The sequence below is a fragment of the Gordonia sp. NPDC003424 genome (assembly GCF_053588655.1).
In genome coordinates this window covers 1-16,473 of sequence record NZ_JBSFQJ010000007.1, presented here as the reverse complement: position 1 = coordinate 16,473, position 16,473 = coordinate 1, and the positions used below count along the sequence as shown (strand labels likewise).

At 66.8% G+C, this 16,473-nt stretch carries 17 protein-coding genes, 1 tRNA gene and 1 pseudogene; 11 read left to right on the top strand and 8 right to left on the bottom strand.

Translation table 11 applies throughout. From position 1 onward, the window contains the following. Window positions 1-11: 11 nt before the first annotated feature. A complete protein-coding gene (locus ACWDTI_RS12110) occupies window positions 12-665 on the top strand; it encodes a hypothetical protein (protein WP_449738334.1) in 654 nt (217 codons plus the stop codon). A gap of 407 nt (window positions 666-1,072) precedes the next feature. Here ACWDTI_RS12110 and ACWDTI_RS12105 read toward each other — a convergent pair whose 3' ends face one another. Then, window positions 1,073-2,371 (bottom strand): amidohydrolase family protein, encoded by a 1,299-nt coding sequence (locus ACWDTI_RS12105; protein WP_449738333.1) that lies wholly within the window; start codon window positions 2,369-2,371, stop codon window positions 1,073-1,075. 8 nt (window positions 2,372-2,379) lie between these two features. Beyond that, window positions 2,380-3,375, bottom strand: a complete 996-nt coding sequence (locus tag ACWDTI_RS12100; protein WP_449738332.1) for an isopenicillin N synthase family dioxygenase — start codon at window positions 3,373-3,375, stop codon at window positions 2,380-2,382. Between the two features lie 245 nt (window positions 3,376-3,620). On the opposite strand from ACWDTI_RS12100, the gene ACWDTI_RS12095 reads away from it, so the two are divergent. The 3 genes from ACWDTI_RS12095 to ACWDTI_RS12085 all read left to right on the top strand — a co-directional run bounded on the left by ACWDTI_RS12095 (window position 3,621) and on the right by ACWDTI_RS12085 (window position 5,199). After that, window positions 3,621-4,079, top strand: coding sequence for a Fur family transcriptional regulator (locus ACWDTI_RS12095; protein ID WP_449738331.1), 459 nt, complete (start codon window positions 3,621-3,623; stop codon window positions 4,077-4,079). 68 nt (window positions 4,080-4,147) lie between these two features. Then, window positions 4,148-4,630 carry a Dps family protein gene (locus tag ACWDTI_RS12090; RefSeq protein WP_449738330.1) on the top strand — a complete coding sequence of 161 codons (483 nt, stop codon included), beginning with the start codon at window positions 4,148-4,150 and terminating at the stop codon, window positions 4,628-4,630. A 116-nt stretch (window positions 4,631-4,746) separates the two neighbouring features. Then, window positions 4,747-5,199, top strand: coding sequence for a hypothetical protein (locus ACWDTI_RS12085; RefSeq protein ID WP_449738329.1), 453 nt, complete (start codon window positions 4,747-4,749; stop codon window positions 5,197-5,199). Window positions 5,200-5,211: 12 nt separating this feature from the next. On the opposite strand, the gene ACWDTI_RS12080 is transcribed toward ACWDTI_RS12085, so the two are convergent. Then, window positions 5,212-6,168, bottom strand: a complete 957-nt coding sequence (locus tag ACWDTI_RS12080) for a GlxA family transcriptional regulator (protein WP_449738328.1) — start codon at window positions 6,166-6,168, stop codon at window positions 5,212-5,214. Between the two features lie 82 nt (window positions 6,169-6,250). On the opposite strand from ACWDTI_RS12080, the gene ACWDTI_RS12075 reads away from it, so the two are divergent. From ACWDTI_RS12075 to ACWDTI_RS12060, 4 genes are all read left to right on the top strand, one after another. Then, a complete protein-coding gene (locus ACWDTI_RS12075) occupies window positions 6,251-6,478 on the top strand; it encodes a hypothetical protein (protein WP_449738327.1) in 228 nt (75 codons plus the stop codon). Window positions 6,479-6,609: 131 nt separating this feature from the next. Beyond that, a complete protein-coding gene (locus tag ACWDTI_RS12070; RefSeq protein WP_449738326.1) occupies window positions 6,610-8,070 on the top strand; it encodes a hypothetical protein in 1,461 nt (486 codons plus the stop codon). Between the two features lie 22 nt (window positions 8,071-8,092). Next, entirely contained in the window at window positions 8,093-9,436 is a 1,344-nt protein-coding gene (locus ACWDTI_RS12065; protein WP_449738325.1) for a DUF2252 domain-containing protein, read from the top strand. A gap of 64 nt (window positions 9,437-9,500) precedes the next feature. After that, window positions 9,501-10,859: a M20/M25/M40 family metallo-hydrolase gene (locus tag ACWDTI_RS12060; RefSeq protein ID WP_449738324.1), complete on the top strand. Its 1,359-nt coding sequence runs from the start codon at window positions 9,501-9,503 to the stop codon at window positions 10,857-10,859. Here the strand turns inward: ACWDTI_RS12060 and ACWDTI_RS12055 are convergent. The 3 genes from ACWDTI_RS12055 to ACWDTI_RS12045 form a co-directional block, all read right to left on the bottom strand. Further along, window positions 10,825-11,886 (bottom strand): acyl-CoA dehydrogenase family protein, encoded by a 1,062-nt coding sequence (locus ACWDTI_RS12055; protein WP_449738579.1) that lies wholly within the window; start codon window positions 11,884-11,886, stop codon window positions 10,825-10,827. The genes ACWDTI_RS12060 and ACWDTI_RS12055 overlap by 35 nt on opposite strands. A 23-nt stretch (window positions 11,887-11,909) precedes the next feature. Beyond that, window positions 11,910-12,536, bottom strand: a complete 627-nt coding sequence (locus ACWDTI_RS12050; RefSeq protein ID WP_449738323.1) for a lipocalin family protein — start codon at window positions 12,534-12,536, stop codon at window positions 11,910-11,912. Between the two features lie 164 nt (window positions 12,537-12,700). Then, window positions 12,701-13,120 carry a DUF7144 family membrane protein gene (locus ACWDTI_RS12045; protein ID WP_449738322.1) on the bottom strand — a complete coding sequence of 140 codons (420 nt, stop codon included), beginning with the start codon at window positions 13,118-13,120 and terminating at the stop codon, window positions 12,701-12,703. Window positions 13,121-13,320: 200 nt separating this feature from the next. On the opposite strand from ACWDTI_RS12045, the gene ACWDTI_RS12040 reads away from it, so the two are divergent. Both ACWDTI_RS12040 and ACWDTI_RS12035 read left to right on the top strand, forming a co-directional pair. Next, window positions 13,321-13,394: transfer RNA gene (locus ACWDTI_RS12040), tRNA-Pro, on the top strand. 158 nt (window positions 13,395-13,552) lie between these two features. Beyond that, window positions 13,553-14,383 (top strand): hypothetical protein, encoded by an 831-nt coding sequence (locus ACWDTI_RS12035; RefSeq protein WP_449738321.1) that lies wholly within the window; start codon window positions 13,553-13,555, stop codon window positions 14,381-14,383. Here ACWDTI_RS12035 and ACWDTI_RS12030 read toward each other — a convergent pair. Continuing rightward, window positions 14,380-14,595: pseudogene (locus ACWDTI_RS12030) on the bottom strand (site-specific integrase); the annotation flags it as partial. The gene ACWDTI_RS12035 and the pseudogene ACWDTI_RS12030 sit on opposite strands and share 4 nt — an antisense overlap. Before the next feature lie 141 nt (window positions 14,596-14,736). Here ACWDTI_RS12030 and ACWDTI_RS12025 point away from each other — a divergent pair. Further along, complete coding sequence (locus ACWDTI_RS12025; RefSeq protein ID WP_449738320.1) at window positions 14,737-15,459, top strand: hypothetical protein; 723 nt, start codon at window positions 14,737-14,739, stop codon at window positions 15,457-15,459. On the opposite strand, the gene ACWDTI_RS12020 is transcribed toward ACWDTI_RS12025, so the two are convergent. Next, a complete protein-coding gene (locus ACWDTI_RS12020; RefSeq protein WP_449738578.1) occupies window positions 15,443-16,447 on the bottom strand; it encodes an IS3 family transposase in 1,005 nt (334 codons plus the stop codon). The genes ACWDTI_RS12025 and ACWDTI_RS12020 overlap by 17 nt on opposite strands. Between the last annotated feature and the right edge of the window lie 26 nt (window positions 16,448-16,473).

The window sequence follows — 16,473 nt, the reverse complement described above, 5'->3', positions numbered from 1 at the left end:
GAATCGACGGCATGACCGATCCCGCCGACGACCCGGACCGCGTACCGACGCAGGCCGAACTCGATGCCGAGGATCTTGCGGCGATAGAACGGAGTTCACGCGATCGGGATCAGGCCACCCTGTATCCGCCCCGCGAGTCCGATCCCGGCCCCGCGCCCGCGGCGCTGTCCCGGCACGCGCGGGTGGCCTGGTGGGGCGCGGCGATCGCCGGTCTCGTCAGCGTCGGCTACGGATTCCTCAACCTCGGCACCATCACCGACCTGCTGAGGCAGCGGCTGTTGCAGGGCATCACCACCGACCCGCGCAACGCGAGCAGTCCCGATCAGGTCAACTCGCTGGCCGGTTTCTTCCCGCCGTTCATGTTGGTGATGATCGTCGTGTTCCTGGTCGTCGAATACCTGCTGCTGGTCGCCGCGGCCAACCACCACAGCCGCAACTGCCGCAACTTCTTCCTGGCCGCCGTCGTGGTGAACCTGCTGTGCATCCCCATCGGTATCGATCTGCTGTTCCGCTATCCCGAGGTGTCGTCGCTCATGCCGATCGTCGGCTGGATTCAGTTCGGGCTCTTGGTGCTTGCGGCCTTGTTCACGCTGCAGCGGGCGGTGAACCGGTGGCTGCCGGCCTCGACGCGGATGCGGCCCAGTCGGGTGTTGCGGGGCAAGTGATCTCGATGCGGCGCCTCGCTGCGCTCGGGGCCTTACTCGATCAGCGGGGGGCTCTGCGGATCGGTGGGGAGCCTGTGCTTGTTCGCTGGTCGCGTATCGAGGCCATTTCGCTTTGGGTGACAGGTGATCTCGATGCGGCGCCTCGCTGCGCTCGGAGCCTTACTCGATCAGCGGGGGGTCATCGGATTGGTGGGGAGCCTGTGCTTGTTCGCTGGTCGCGCATCGAGGCCGCTTCGCTTTGGGCGACAGGTGATCTCGATGCGGCGCCTCGCTGCGCTCGGGGCCTTACTCGATCAGCGGAGGGGGTGACTCTGCGGATCAGCGGGGGGCTCTGCGGATCGGTGGGGAGCCAGCGGAGGCTTTCGGATCGGCGGGGGAGTGCTCGGGTCAGCGATATCCGGCCGATATCAACGGAGCGCCAGGAGCTCTTTGGTGAACTCGGCCTCGTCGATGCGGGTGCTGCGGCCGTCGACGACGACGGTCTCGCCGCCGACGATGACCGTGTCCACGATCGACCGGGATCCCGTGGTGAGCAGCGATGCCCCGGGGTCGCGGACCGGCAGGGTGGCGTAGTCGCGGTCGAAACGGATCACCGTCAGGTCCGCGGGCATCCCGACGCTGACACCGCCGATCACCTCGGGCAGTCCGAGCGCGACATTGGCTCCGCCGCAGGCGATGTCGAGCATGTCGCCGAAGCCGAGCAGATCCGCGCGCTTGTGTACCGCCCGCTGCAGGTAGGCGGCGATGCGGAACGTCTCGAGCATGTCCTGTGTGTCGTTGCTGGCCGCGCCGTCGACCCCGAGGCCGACCGCGAGACCGCGATCGAGCATGGCCGGGACGGGCGCCACCCCGCTGCCGAGGCGCATGTTCGACAACGGGTTGTGCGACACCGCAACCCCACGTTCGGCGAGGATGCCCTGACCGACGTCGTCGAGTTCGACGCAGTGCACCGCAAGTACCCGGTTCCACAGGAAGCCGGAGCCGTCGAGGTATTCTACCGCGCCAACCCCGGCGTGCTCCAAGCACATCCGGTCGTCGGTCGGCGTCTCCAGCAGATGGATCGAGACGGACAGATCGCGCTCCTGGGCGAACTCACGCAGCCGCACCATGCCCGTCTCGGTCAGCGACCTCGGGTTCGGTACCGCCAACGCGATCTCGATCCTGCTGTCGCGCACTCGTTCCCGAAGGTGGTCGACGTGGTCGAGGACGTCGCCCAGCGGTTGCATGAGACGCGGCTCGAAGCCCCACTTGCGCGTGGCATCCGGCCGGTCGGCGACCCCACGGCCGAGCACTGCACGAATTCCGGTGTCGCGCAACGCCTGTATCACCGCGGCATGGACCTCGTCGGACGGATGTGGCCACATGTGCTCGACGACGGTGGTCGTACCCGACCGCAGCGCTTCGAGGCAGGCCGCCACGGCGGCCAGGTAGGCGCGCTCCGGGGTGATCGCGATCGATTCCTGCCCGACGGCCAACAGCCACTCCAACAGTGGTGTGCACTCGGCGATCCCGCGCATCAGCGACTGCTGGAGGTGGGTGTGGGTGTTGACGAACCCGGGGATCACGTACCCGGAGCCGTCCCCGGGCCGCGCGCTGGGACCGATCGACTCGACCACACCGGCGGCGATGCGGACGTCCTGATGGGACACCCACTCGCCACCGGTGTACACGCAGACGTCGGTGAGCGTCGAATTCTGTTGCGTCACAGCAGTCTCTACTTGCGGAAGTTCGCGGCGATGCGGTGCGCGATGTAGTCGCCACCGGTGATGGGCGGATAGGTGCCGCCGGCGCTCTCGATGACCGCGTCGGTGTCGGCCTGGGCGAAGTAGGCGATCGTGTACCGGGGCCCGGTGTACTCACCGCGCCGCGGAGCGCGCACACGGTGGAAGTTCGACGGCAACCGGTCGTCGGACCAGCGCATCAGCATGTCGCCGATGTTGCAGGTGATCGCCTCATCCGACGGCTCGACCGGCGTCCACGCCTGGGTCTGGACCTCGGCGCCGGGCAGAACCTGCAGTCCGCCCTGACCACTCCGCTGGAATAGCAGGGTCAGCGCGTCGAAGTCCGTGTGGGCGCCCGCGCGCCAGACGTTGGGCTCGTCGATCAACTCGTCGGGGAAGGCGTAGTAGTGCAGCAGACGCAGCGTGCTCTGGTAGTTCTTCGAAGCGGGATTGTGTGCGCGCGTGAAGAATTCGGGGTCGAAGCCGAGCTTGTCGGCGAAGCAGCCGAGCAGCTTCATGGCCAGTTCCCAGCACTTGTGCTCGAAGTCGAGCAGGGTGGCGCGGAAGCCGGCGAGCTCGTCGTCGGACGGCCACAGGCCTTCCATCCGCGGCCGGGTGAGCTGATAGGACTCCTTCTGATCCGGCGTGCCGACCGACGGGCGGACCTGGCTGGAGTACTCCCATCCGGCGTTGGTGCCCTTGTGCAGCGGGTACTGCTCCTTGACCGCGCGGTCGAGGGCGAAGAACTTCTCGGACATCGCGAATGCGTGGTTGACCTCGGTCATGTCGATGCCGTGATCGACGACCTGGAAGAACCCGATGTCGGTTGCCGCCGACCAGAGTTCGTCGGCGATCTGGTCGCGCCGTCGATCGAAGTCGGCCAGCGAGATCCGGCGGACCTCACGGTCGGTGGTCTCGGTGCCGACGGCACCCATGCGGGACTCGAGATCCAGTTCACCGAGGGCATATTCGTGCGTGGTGTGGCTCATGATTGTTCTCTCTGTGGCAATGAGGCCGACATGCGCTTTTCGACGCGAAGTGCTGAGAGAAAGCCTTTCGCGGACGCGAACACCGGACGTCTTGTCCGCTGCTACACGCAACCTCGTGGCGACAATGCTAAGGCACGTCGTTGGTGTCGGCCACCCGAAGCGACGGCGACGGTTAGGCTCGGCTACTTTTCTGGATCTCTTCCACAAACTGGAACTAATCCAGAAAAGTCTGTAGAGTGGGGTACGTGCAGGACAGAAAGCGTTTCCAAGAGCAGCTGCGAGCTGCGGGTCTGCGGGTGACCGCGCCTCGTCTCGCGGTGTTGGAGATCCTGCACGACCACCCACACGAGACCGCCGAGTACGTCGCGGCCGGGGTACGGGACCAGCTCGGAGCCGTGTCCACACAGACGGTCTACGACGTCTTGCGGGCATGTGCCGAACGAGGCCTTCTGCGCCGGATCGAACCCGCGGGTTCGCCGGTGCGCTACGAGACCCGCACCGCCGACAATCATCACCATCTGATCTGCCGGTCATGTGGCGAGATCGTGGACATCGACTGCGCCGACGGCGTGGCGCCGTGCCTGGCCCCCGACCGCGATCACGGCTACCTGATCGACGAGGCCGAGGTGACGTTCTGGGGACTCTGCCCGACGTGCCGGCAGGCCCAGGCGAGGCCATCCGCGCCACCAGCGACCGCACGATAACCGTACGGGTCCGACCCGTACCCGAGTCGTCGCACGCCAGCCCGTGTGACGTGAAAGGAGTTGCCACCATGGCGAACTCGACCGCAATCATCACCAGCACCCTGACCGAGGAGCAGAAGTCGATCACCGGTCAGGCTCTGCAGGAGACCGTCGTCGACCTCATCGACCTATCGCTGATCGCGAAGCAGGCCCACTGGAACGTCGTCGGCCGCCAGTTCCGTTCGGTGCACCTGGAACTCGACGTCCTGGTCAACGTGACCCGCGAGTTCACCGACGCCGCCGCCGAGCGCGCCACCGCGATCGGTGTCAGCCCGGACGGACGGGCCGAGACCGTTGCAAAGACCGCCCGCACCAAGGGATTCGGTGAGGGATGGACCGATGACGCGGAGGTGGTGACGGCCGTCGTCGACAACCTGCAGGCGGTCATCGCCGGTCTGCGCGAGCGCATCTCGGTGACCGAGAGGACCGATCCGGTGACACAGGATCTGCTCATCGAGATCGTGTCGAAGCTCGAGCAGCTGCACTGGATGTGGCAGGCCCAGGTCGCCTGACGTCTGGGCGAACTCGAATCCCCGCCGGCGAGTCCGGCGGGGATTTGTGCTTTGGGGCGTTTATTCGACCGGCGGGGGTGGTTGCACGCCCCCGACCGCCTGTAGCGTGAGGCCTCGTGGACACGTGGGGAGCAGTTGTCGGCCTGGGGTTGATCGCGGTGACGGTGGGCGTGATCGCCTTCGTCCGCTATCGGGAGCGGGAGACCCGGAAACTCCAGGGGGACGTGGCACTCGCGCTCGAATTGCGGTCCCTGGCCGGCGACGACGCCGTGCGGCTGGCCGCGGTCGACGAGTTCGAGCTGGCGATCTACCAGCGGCTGTTCTTCGCGTCGGTCGTCGCGCCGCGGATCCGGAGTGCGGCGTGGTCGCTGCTCGGGACGGTGTTCGCGGTCGTGGCGGTGCTGGTCACCGCGTCGGGTGGGGGACTGACCTTCGACGTCGTGCACATCGCGGCATTGGCGCTCGCGGTGATCTTCGGTCTCGCGACGCTGGTCTTCACCGTGCTCGCCCTCTACAACTCCGCGACCACACCTCGGGTCTCGTTTGCCGAGTCGTACGCGGCGGAGTGACGCCCGATCCGCTCAGCGGCCCGGTGCCGCGAACCTCCGTCGATACACCGTGGGGGTCACGCCGACCGCGGCGTTGAAGTGGTGCCGCAACAGGGTCGCCGACGCGAATCCGACCTTGCCGGCGACCACGTCGACGGGAAGATCGGTCGATTCGAGCAGCCGCCGCGCGTGGAGAACCCGCTGCTCGGTCAGCCACCGGTGCGGCGAGACCCCGACCTCGTCGACGAACCGCCGCGCGAAGGTGCGGCTCGACATGTGCATGCGGTCCGCGAGGTCGTCGACGGCGATCTCGCGGTCGAGGTTCTCCATCATCCATTCGAGCGTCGCCGCGAACCCGTCCGAGTCGCACATCGGGATCGGCGCCTCGACGAACTGCCGCTGGCCGCCGTCGCGGTGCGGCGGCACGACCATCCGCCGGGCGATGCGATTGGCCACCTCGGGCCCGAACTCCTCGCGTACCAGATGCAGCGACGCGTCGATGCCGGCCGCGGTTCCGGCGCTGGTGGTGATCGGGCCGTCGTCGACGAACAGCACGTCGGTGTCGACCTTCGCCTTGGGGAACATGTCGGCCAGCTTGCTGCCGTAGCGCCAATGGGTGGTGCAGCGCCGGCCGTCCAGCAGTCCCGCGGCGCCGGCGGCGAACGCCCCGGAGCAGACCGTGAGGACCCGGCCGCCGTTCTCGACGACCCCGTTCAGCGTGTCCAGGATCTCGGTCGGAAAGGGCCCGTCGGTACTGCCGCCGGGCACGGCGACGAGATCGGCGCGCAGGCAGTCGTCGAGTGAGTGCGGAGGGACGACCGATGCGCCGTTGCCGATGTCGAGCGGTTTCCCGGGGTCCGGTGAACCGATGAGGAACTCGAAGGCGGGCACGCCGTCGTCGGTGCGGTCGAGGCCGAACACCTCGTTGAGCACGCCGAACTCGAACAGCGCGACCTTGCGATAGAGAAGTACGGCGACGGTGCTCAACACCGAACTAGTATGGCAGAAATTTTGCGCACAATGTCATTAGCGCCACTGGTGGCATGATATTTTCGGCAGAATAATTTCTGTCATGAACACATTGATGCTGGTCACCCTGCTTGTTGTCGTCGTCGTGCCCACCATGGTGGTCGTGTATCGCGCGCATCGCGCCGTCGGCGACCCGACGCCCATCCCGCTCGGCCATCTCGCCGGACTGGCCGTGCGCAGCCACAATCTGCCACCCACCCGCGGCCCCGACACCGATCGCATCGAGCGGGAGCTGTTCGCGCTGCAGTTCCATCACCGCGATTGCGGGTGAGCTCCGGGTGCGGCCGGGCTCGCCGACCGCGTCCCCGATCGTGTCGGCGAATCCTGGTAGTTTGGGCGCGTTCAATCCTGGCGTGAGAGCCGTCGGGTGCTTCTCGATACGAGCTGCAGGGGGCGACGCCAGTGTCGCGACAAGGGATGTGGCTGGTCGGCGTCGTGCTTGTCGTGGTCGCCGTGCTCACCGCAGGCTCGGCGGTGGTCCGGACGTCGAGCCCGAGCGCGGCCGCGCAGCTGCCCGCCGGTACGGCCGAGGTGATCGGCGGTGCCGACGTCGGCGACAGTGTCGTCGTCAGTCGAACGCTGTTCACCCGATCGGACGAGGCGATCGTCATCGACCCGGCCGCCGAACCCGACGTGTGGAATCGGGCGCGCGAGATCGCGGCCGGGCGTCGGGTCCCCGTCTTCGCGGTGGACGGCGGCAACCGCGGCGCCGTGGCGACCGAACTCGACCGGCTGGGCACCTCGCAGCTGTACGTCGCCGGAAGCCGGGCGGCCGGCGACGGCCTCGGCGTCGGGGCGGTGTCGACCGACCTCTCGCGAGTGTCCGGCAACGACTTCCGCGGCAGCGGATCGATCGTCTACCTCGTCGACGCGGCCAGGCCCGACGCGGAGATGACCGCCCAGGCGGCCGGCGCACAGGTCGTCCGGGTGCCGGTGGCCGATCCGCGGTCCACCGGGACGTCGGTGCAGACGCTGCGTGAGCACCCCCGCGCCCCCGTCCGTGCCTTCGGCAACGGCTTCGGCAGCAGTACCGACTTCGCCGACCGCGTGCGGACCGCACTGTCCCAGGCCGAGCTGCCCGGTGGTGGCCAGCAGGTGTTCCCGGGCCGTCGCGTCGTGGCCCTCTACGGTTCACCCGGCTCGCCCTCCCTCGGGCCGCTGGGCGCGCAGAACCTCCCCGCGTCGATCGCGCGAGTGAAACACCTTGCGGCGCAATATCAGCCACTCAGCCCGGTCCCGGTGATCCCGGGTTTCGAGATCATCGCCACGGTCGCATCCGCGGCACCCGGTCCCGACAACACCTACAGTTCGATGATCGATCCGGCGGTGATCCGGCCGTGGGTGCAGGCCGCCCGCAAGGCCGGTGTGTACGTCACGCTGGACCTGCAGCCCGGGCGCACGGACTTCCTCACCCAGGCGCGCCGCTACGCGGACCTGCTCGCGGAGCCGAACGTCGGTCTGGCGCTCGACCCCGAATGGCGGCTGAAGCCCAACCAGGTCCACCTCACGCAGATCGGTTCGGTGTCGGCGGCGGAGGTCAACGCGACGTCGGCGTGGCTGGCCGGCCTGGTGCGGTCGAAAGGGTTGCCGCAAAAGGTGTTCGTCCTGCACGAGTTCGACAGCGACATGCTGGCCAACCGCAACCGGATCGTCACGTCGCACCCGGAATTGGCCACGGTGATCCACGCGGACGGACATGGCACGCCGCCGGTCAAGATGGACACGTGGCGACGGATTACCACCGATCTGCCCCCGAACGTGTGGATGGGATGGAAGAATTTCTTCACCGAGGACCATCCGACGTTCACCCCGGCGCAGACCATGCGGGTGCGCCCGACGCCGTGGTTCATCTCGTACCAGTAGCCGTATCGGCAGGAGGTGGGTGGTGGCGGCGACAATCGCCGAGTTGGCCGACTGCCCGGACCCCGCGGCGCGCGCGGATCCGGTCGACATCCTGAACGCTCAGGACCTGTCCCGGGTCGCCGAACTCGTCCCCGTGCGCAACGCGCGGATGGCGGCCACCCCGTTCACCTTCTACCGGGGCGCGGCCGCCGTGATGGCCGCCGATCTCGCCGCGACGCCCGACTCCGGTATCTACACCCAGATCTGTGGCGACGCGCACCTGAGCAACTTCGGGGTCTTCTACACGCCGGAACGTCGACTGATCTTCGACGCGAACGACTTCGACGAGACGAGCGCAGGACCGTTCGAGTGGGACGTGAAGCGACTTGCGGGCAGCTTCGTCGTGGCCGGCCGGTTCAACGGATTCGATCCCGAGACGGTGTATTCGCATGCGCGCGAGGTGGCCAAGACCTACCGCAAGTGGATGCTGTCGAGCGTGCAGCAGCACACGATGGACTGCTGGTATGCGCGGATCGACACCGAGGAGATGATGGCCGCCCTCGGCCCGAGCCTGGACAGTTCGACCGCCGAGCGCACCGTCAAGGGCCTACGCAAGGCGCGTCACCGCAACAGCATTCAGGCCGTCAGCAAGCTGTGCGTGATCGACGACGACGGTCACGCGCACATCCGCAGCGACCCGCCGCTGCTCGTTCCGGCGCACGAGCTGTTTCCCGACGAGCATGCCGACATGGTCGCGGAACGGGTCGAGGCGCGCATACAGGAGTATCGGGACAACCTGCCCGACTATGTGCGGGCACTGTTCGATCAGTTCACCGTCGTCGACATCGCCCGCAAGGTCGTCGGGGTCGGCAGCGTCGGAACCCGCTGCTGGATCGTGCTCATGCGCGGCCGTCGATCGGGCGACCCGCTGTTCCTTCAGCTCAAGGAGGCTCAGCGATCGGTGATCGCCGATCACGTTCGGGTCGCCCAGTATCCGAATCAGGGCCAGCGCGTCGTGGAGGGCCAACGGCTGCTGCAGTCGGCCAGCGACGTCTTCCTCGGATGGACGTCGGGCCGCGACGAGAACGGCCAGCTGCGGGACTTCTACGTCCGGCAACTGCGTGACGGTAAGGGCTCGGTGGTGATCGAGGCGATGAGCCCCGACGAGATGAAACTGTATGCGCGGCTCTGTGGCCGGGCACTGGCTCAGTCCCACGCCAGAACGGGCAGTCGGTATGCGATCGCCGACTATCTGGGCAGCGGCAAGGGATTTGCCAAGGCCATCGCCGCGTTCTCCATCTCTTACGCCGATCTGAACGACGGTGACCACGCCGCGATGACGCAGGCGATCGCCGAGGGCCGTCAGGTGGCCGAAGACCTCGGATGACCGCGCGTGCCCGGCGTTGTCGTGACACTCTGATCAGACGCACCGGGAATCGAAGAGGAGTCCGATGAGCGACGCGCTACGCCAACGAGTTCGCGACCTGATGCCGCAGGCGAAAGCCGACCTGACAGCGATGGTGGGCTTCGCGTCGGTGCACGATCCCGAACAGTCGCCGCCGCAGGAATGCGAGAAGATGGTCGCCTGGCTGCAGGAGACGTTCACCGATCTCGGATTCGCCGACGTCGACGCGCACGAGACCTCCGACGGGAGCAAAGCCGTCACCGGGCACCTCGCCGGCCCCGACGACGCACCGACCGTGCTCCTCTACTTCCATCACGACGTGCAGCCGCCGCTCGGCGCCGACGAATGGGACTCGCCGGTGTGGGAGCTGACCGAGCGCAACGGTCGCTGGTATGGCCGCGGGGCGGCGGACTGCAAGGGCAACATCGCGATGCACCTGGCGGCATTGCGGGCGCTCGACGGCGACATCCCGGTCAACATCAAGATCCTCGGCGAGGGTTCCGAGGAGCAGGGAACCGGCGGCATCGAGGACTTCGTGCCACGCAACCTCGACCTGCTCGCGGCCGACGCGATCATCATCGCCGACTCCGGCAATTTCGCGGTGGGCAAACCCAGTCTCACGGCGACCCTGCGCGGCGTCGCCAACATTCTGGTCACCGTCGAAACCCTCGGTTCGGCAATGCATTCCGGCATGTTCGGGGGCGCCGCACCGGATGCGCTCGCGGCGCTGATCGCGATGCTGGCGTCCATGCGGGATGCCGACGGCAACACCACGATCACCGGACTCGACGCGTCACAGACCTGGGACGGGGTGGATTATCCGGCCGAAGCGTTCCGATCCGATGCGAATGTGCTCGACGGGGTGGATCTGCTCGGTTCGGGACGGGTCTCGGACATGGTGTGGGCGCGTCCCGCCGCGACCGTACTGGGGATCGACTGTCCGCCGGTCGTCGGGTCGTCGGCCGCGGTCCAGGCGAAGGCGCGGGCGCGCATCAACCTTCGGGTACCGCCGGGCATGGACCCGAAACACGCGCAGGACGCGCTCATCGAGCATCTGAAAGCCGTTGCGCCGTGGCATGTCAAGGTGTCGTTCGTGCGGGAGGCCGACGGGTCACCGTTCGTGGGTGCCACCTCGGGCGCCGCGTACGACACCCTCGTGGACTCGCTGAAGAGTGCGTACGGCACCGACGACGTGCTGCTGATGGGGCAGGGCGGGTCGATCCCGCTGTGCAACGTGTTCGCGGACGAGATGCCCGATGCGGAGATCATGCTGATGGGGGTGGAGGAGCCACTGTGCCTGATCCACGCGCCCAACGAGAGCGTCGACCCGTCGGAGATCGAACACATGGCGATCGCCGAGGCGGCCTTCCTCACCGGATACGCGACTCGATTCGCGCGCCGCTGAACCGTTCCACCAGAAGGTCTTTCAGTGCGGGACGGCTCGCGGCGACGAGCATGAACACCGCCTCGCGGGCGAGGCGCTCCGGGTGATTCCCGCGCAGGAGGGCGCGGCCACCGTCGGCGGCGACGAGGGCGGCCGACGCGTCGACCGCGAGTTCGGCGGCCGCGGCCCGCGCCTCGATCAGGGTGCCGGCGTCGGACAATCCGGCGTCGAGCGCCGACCTCACCTGCCCGCCGCGTTCGCGGAGTGCGCGGGCGGCCGCGACCTGGCCGGACATGTCGAGCAGTGCGGCGCACCGGCGCAGCAAGCCCAGCGGCAGCGTCCCGTTGATGCGGACGCCGATGTTCTGCGTCGCGAAGAAGTCGTCGAGCGTGACGCGGCTGACGATGCGGTCATCCGGGACGAAGAGACCGTCGACCGCCAACGACACCGTCCGCGTCGCGTCGGCGGCGCTCAGATGCAGTGGGGACGCCGAGATCGCCGCCGGGCGTGGATAGATGGGCAGGATGGCCGCGAGCACGTCGTCGGTCTCGGTGTCCCGTGCGGAGATCTGCAGGACGTCGACGATGTCCCATCCGCTGACGAACGGGGCGTATCCGTCGAAGCGCCACCCGCCGTCGACGCGGCTCGCCCGCATCCGCGGCGGCGTGGGCACGACACCCGCGTAGGCGACACCGGCCCGGACACGACCGGAAGTGGTGGCCTCGAACAGTTCGTCGCGCAGCCGAGCGTTGGCGGTACCGGCCAGTGAGATCACCACCCCGTGGTGCTGCAGCCAGGTGAATGCCGTTGCCAGGCAACCGCTGGACATCACCTCCTGGATCTCGATGACCTGCGCGAAATCCAGACCCGGCCCGCCCGCCTCGGCCGGTGCCGCGATGCCGAACAGGCCGGCGTCGGCGATCGCGGACCAGTGCGCGGCGGGGATCAGGCCGCTGTGGTCGACCTCGGCGGCCGTCGGGAACAGGACGTCGTCGGCGATGCGATAGGCGTTCTCGACGAGCTGCACGCGCCGGGTCTCCGGGTCGATCGTCACCCGGCCAGATTACGGTCTCAGACCGTGCAGAGTGGGGAGTAGTCGCTGCGCCCGCCCGTGGTCGGGGAGACCAGGAAGGTGCACGAGTTGAAGCCGACCGACTCGACCTTCATCCGCAGGCGATGCAACTCGGCGTTCGAGACGACCTTCTTGCGGGACAGGAGGAATCCGGAGAAGCGGGTCGGATCGCCGACGATCGCGTACTCGTACGGACCCTTCGGGTCGGCGCCGTCCTCGGTCCAGGCGACGACGTAGTTCGGGAAGTTGTTCTGGCCGGGTAGCTTCGGGACACCGTCGATCTGCACGTTCAGCGCGGCGTTGGTCGTGGGATCGAGTACGTAGGCCTTGCCGGTGACGCCGTCGGGCTGCCCGGTGAACGATGTGCACCGGTTGTCGACGCCGATCGTCGTCTTGTCGATGATCGTGTACGTGGCATGCGTGTCCTTGCCGCACCGCACACCGTAGGACGACGGGATCGTCGCGAGCTGCCACCACGTACCGATGTATCGCTGCGGGTCGAGTTTGGCGACCGGCGCGAGTGGCGCCGCGGAGGCCGGTGCGGCCACGGTGAACACCGTGCCGATGGCGACGAGGGCGGCGACGAGCGCGGTCAGGGACCGGGTCACACGGCGCTGGGGACGCATGCGGAACTCCTTCGGTTGGGGGTGCGCATGCGATTCGGGGCCGTGGGTGATCCGGATGGGGCAGGAGCGAGGTCGCGCGCGACCCCGACCCGACCGCACGGCCTCGGCGGAGGTCGCACCATCGGAGCGAGGTCGCGCGCGACCTCAGCCCGCCGACTGCCGGCTCAGAACCCGGCCTGATCCGGCCGCCAGGTGGCGACCGCCCAGATGACCAGCAGGTCGAGGACGATGATCAGGATCGCCCACAGCGGGTAGTAGGGCAGCCAGAGGAACTGCGCGATGATCGACAGCGAGGCGATGACGATCGCCGAGATCCGGGCCCAGCCGGCACCGACGGCGAGACCGCCGGCCACCACGATCGCGATGATGCCGACGATCAGGTGAATCCAGCCCCACGCGGTGAGGTCGAACTTGTACACGTACTGGGGTCCGGCGACGAACAGCTCGTCGTTCGCGATGGCCGAGATGCCCTGGAAGACGGCTGCCAATCCGGCCACGAAGAGGAGTGCGGCGGCGATGATGGCGACGCCGAACACGAACCCCTGTTTGTTCTGGTCCTTTTGCTCCTGATCGGGGAGGCTCATGACGGTGGTCCTTTCGATGTGCGCGTCGATCGGGACGATCGTGCAGGAACAGGGTAAATGGCGGATGTACGGGACGCGGCGATAGCGCGCCGAGTGGGTATAACAGTTCCGTCATGAAGCGCTATCGGTTCGAACATCGGCCCTGACCAGCCGATTTAGTGACGCACCGGTGGTGGGGGTAAGCTATCGCAGGCTACACACGGGGTGTGGCGCAGCTTGGTAGCGCGCTTCGTTCGGGACGAAGAGGTCGTGGGTTCGAATCCCGCCACCCCGACGCTTTGGTTGAGAAGCAGTAGACCCCCTCTGACCTGCGGTAGAGCAGGTGAGAGGGGGTCCTCGTCTTTCTGGGGACGCCAACTCCGAGTCGTCAGAGGTCACACCGGGGTCACAAGCTGCGGCGGTGCTGTCGGAGGCGTTCAGTACTGTTGTCGCGTGACTAGGTGGCAACGACTGTCTCGACGCGAAGCCGGGCTGGAACCCGACGGACCCTACGAAGGCGTCCCCGGCCACTTGCTGGCACCCTTGTCCCGGTGGGTGAAGGAGGCGTGCACGGAGTACGGGCAGAGCTACAACGAGAAACTCGTCCGTGTGTTGGGCGTGCGTCTTGAAGTTGCGGTTTCCAACCCGTGGTCAGCCCTGAAGGTTGTTGGTGTGCTCACCAAACAACAGGGTGAGGACTTGCTGGACGTGGTCGACTGCGTTCTGTGGGTCTGCGAACAGCAGCTTTTCGGGGTCGACTCACAGGGTCTGGAAGAGCTCCTCGACCAAGCCGGGTCGGTTTGGTGTGTCAGTGACGACGCGTCTGAGTTGCAACGCCGGGTCAGTGACGAACTCGCGGAGACGGTAAAGCTCGCGACGACGCCGGAAGACGAGGCGAGCAACGAACTCCGCTTGGCCTGGTCCAACGCGTACGGCCGAAACGGGAGCGCCTCGTACGCCTGGAGCCACGCCGTTAAGGCGCTGGAGGCGCTGCTACTGCAAGGGGTTTGTCCAAACCAGGCCAAGGGCAACCTCGGACACGTGGTGGGGGAACTCAAGAAGACCGAAGGGAACAAGTGGCGTTCAAGTTTCCCCGGCAAAGAGAAGGACCACTCGACGTTGGCGCTTGCCGCGACGCTTGAACTTGTGTGGCCAAACCCAGACCGTCACAGCGAGCCGAACCCGCAGCCACCGACAGAAGAAGAGGCACGTTCGGTCGTGGCGCTGACTGCCGCGTTGGTGCAGGCGCACCGCGAGACTGCGTTGGTCTACAAGGTTCCTTAGTTAGCTGTTGCCGAAAGGCTCTGTGTGCGTTGATGATCCAGGGCTTCGGCCACCTGTTTCGAGGTCGTCGGGGAACAACGAGGCGTAGGTGTCCCAGGGTGACCGCAACCGAGGCGTGACCCAGTAGCGTCTGCACGGCCTTGGCGTTCGCTCCGGCCGACACCGCGAGGCTGCGCGGCTGTGCCGCACAGGTCGTGCACGGTCGTTTCAGGGAAAGTGCGGTCTTCGGCGCGGCAGCGGTTCACGGCCGTGATGGCCGACCAGACCAGGCCGTGACCGCGCACCTCCGAGACCGAACGTGGTTACGCCAGACCCCCATTGACCGAACGCCGATACCCTGAAATGAGCCGAATATGTCATCTGACCTGCAACGTGAGGACGATTCCCTGACATGCCTGCTGTGTGGGGAGCCGCTTGCGACCGCGGTATCGACGTGGGTACTGCCCGGTCCGGGGTTGGAACGGCAGGCCAGCAAGAAAGTGGTGCTCCGACCGGTGCCGGGTGGCCGCGAAACGAGCCGCCTCGGGATAACCTCACCACTTGTGACAGACGATCAACCACAATGGCCTCCCATCCTTGCGAACCGCGGAGAGGAATGGATCGAAGGAACTGCGGCTGTCGTCGGTCTGGGTGGCATGGCCGCGGGGTTCTTCACCGGAGCTTTTCGATGGATACTTGCCCTCATTGCCGTCGCTGCCGCCGTACTCGGGGTCTGCATCGCCAGAGCCAGGCGGGAGAAGGCGATACTGGCTGAGCGCGCTGACAGAGCCGTGGCGGACGAGACTGATGCCCGGTGGCTACAGATCATCGAAGATCGCATCGGTGCACTGCTGCGGCTGATTCTGAAGGTCGTGAATACTGCCGACCCAGCAGCGCGTAGGGACCTTGCCTCGTCCGCCAGGACGGCAATCATTAGCCTCGCATCTGCGGATGCGATGGGGGTGCAGGGCGCTTCGGTGCGGATGAATCTCTTCAAGCTGGGCGATGATCACCAAATGCGGCCTGAGGCAATCGGCTCATCGGGCCGTTATGGGGTTCACCCCGTTTGGTGGACATCGGTTAAGCGGCCTGGTTGACCGCTTGGTGAATCATGTTGTGTTCGAATGATACTGGATCGATCTGCCCCAGCGCACTGTGCCGGCGCCGTCGATTGTAGACGGTGTCGATCCAGCGGCTGACCGCGGTGATGGCCTGCAGGTGATTCTCGAAGTGGCGGCGATCGTAGAACTCGGTCTTGAGTGTCGACCAGAAACTCTCCTGCTGGGCATTGTCCCAACACACCCCGGTGCGCCCCACGGAGAGCCGCAGATCCAGCTCGGTGGCCACCTCGGCCATCTGGGCCGAGGTGTATTGGCAGCCGCGATCCGCATGGAAGATAACGCCGTCTGTCGGCCCCGTCGCCGGATCCCGAAACGACACCGCGTTACGCACTGCGGTCTCGACCAGATCGGTGTGCAGACTGTCGGAGAACGCGTACCCGATGACCCGCCGCGAGCAGCCGTCGCGCACCGCACACAGATACAGCCACCCCTGATCAGTCGCCAGGTAGGTGATGTCCGACGTCCACACCGCGTTGAGCTCACCACGATCAAAACGACGCTCGACCAGATCCGGGATCGAGTGTGGGTTCTGGTCGGCGACCGTGGTCACCGGCCGCCAGCCACGTGGACTGATACCGGCAATACCGTTGTCGCGCATCAACTTTGCCACCGTCTTCTGCGAGACGATCTCGCCGTCGTCGCGCAGATCGGCCACGATCCGCGGGGCGCCGTTGACCCCGTCGGACGCATCATGGAACGCGACGATCTTCTCGCTGAGCGTCGCCCGTCGTGCCGCTCGTGGACCAGGCTCGCTGCCTTGACGGGCACGCCAGGCGTAGAACCCCGAGCGTGACACCCCCAGCAGCTGCACACAGCGACTCACTCCGTAGGTGGCCTTCTCCGCCTCGATCAACTCGAACGCCTCGGCAGGTTCGAGTTCTCGGCCGCGAAGAAGGGCTTGATATGTAGGTGATCGGCGAGTCGTCCCAGGGTATGGCGGTGCGGGGGTGGATGCTGTCGTCAGGCCATGTCGAGGGAGTTCAGATGGCT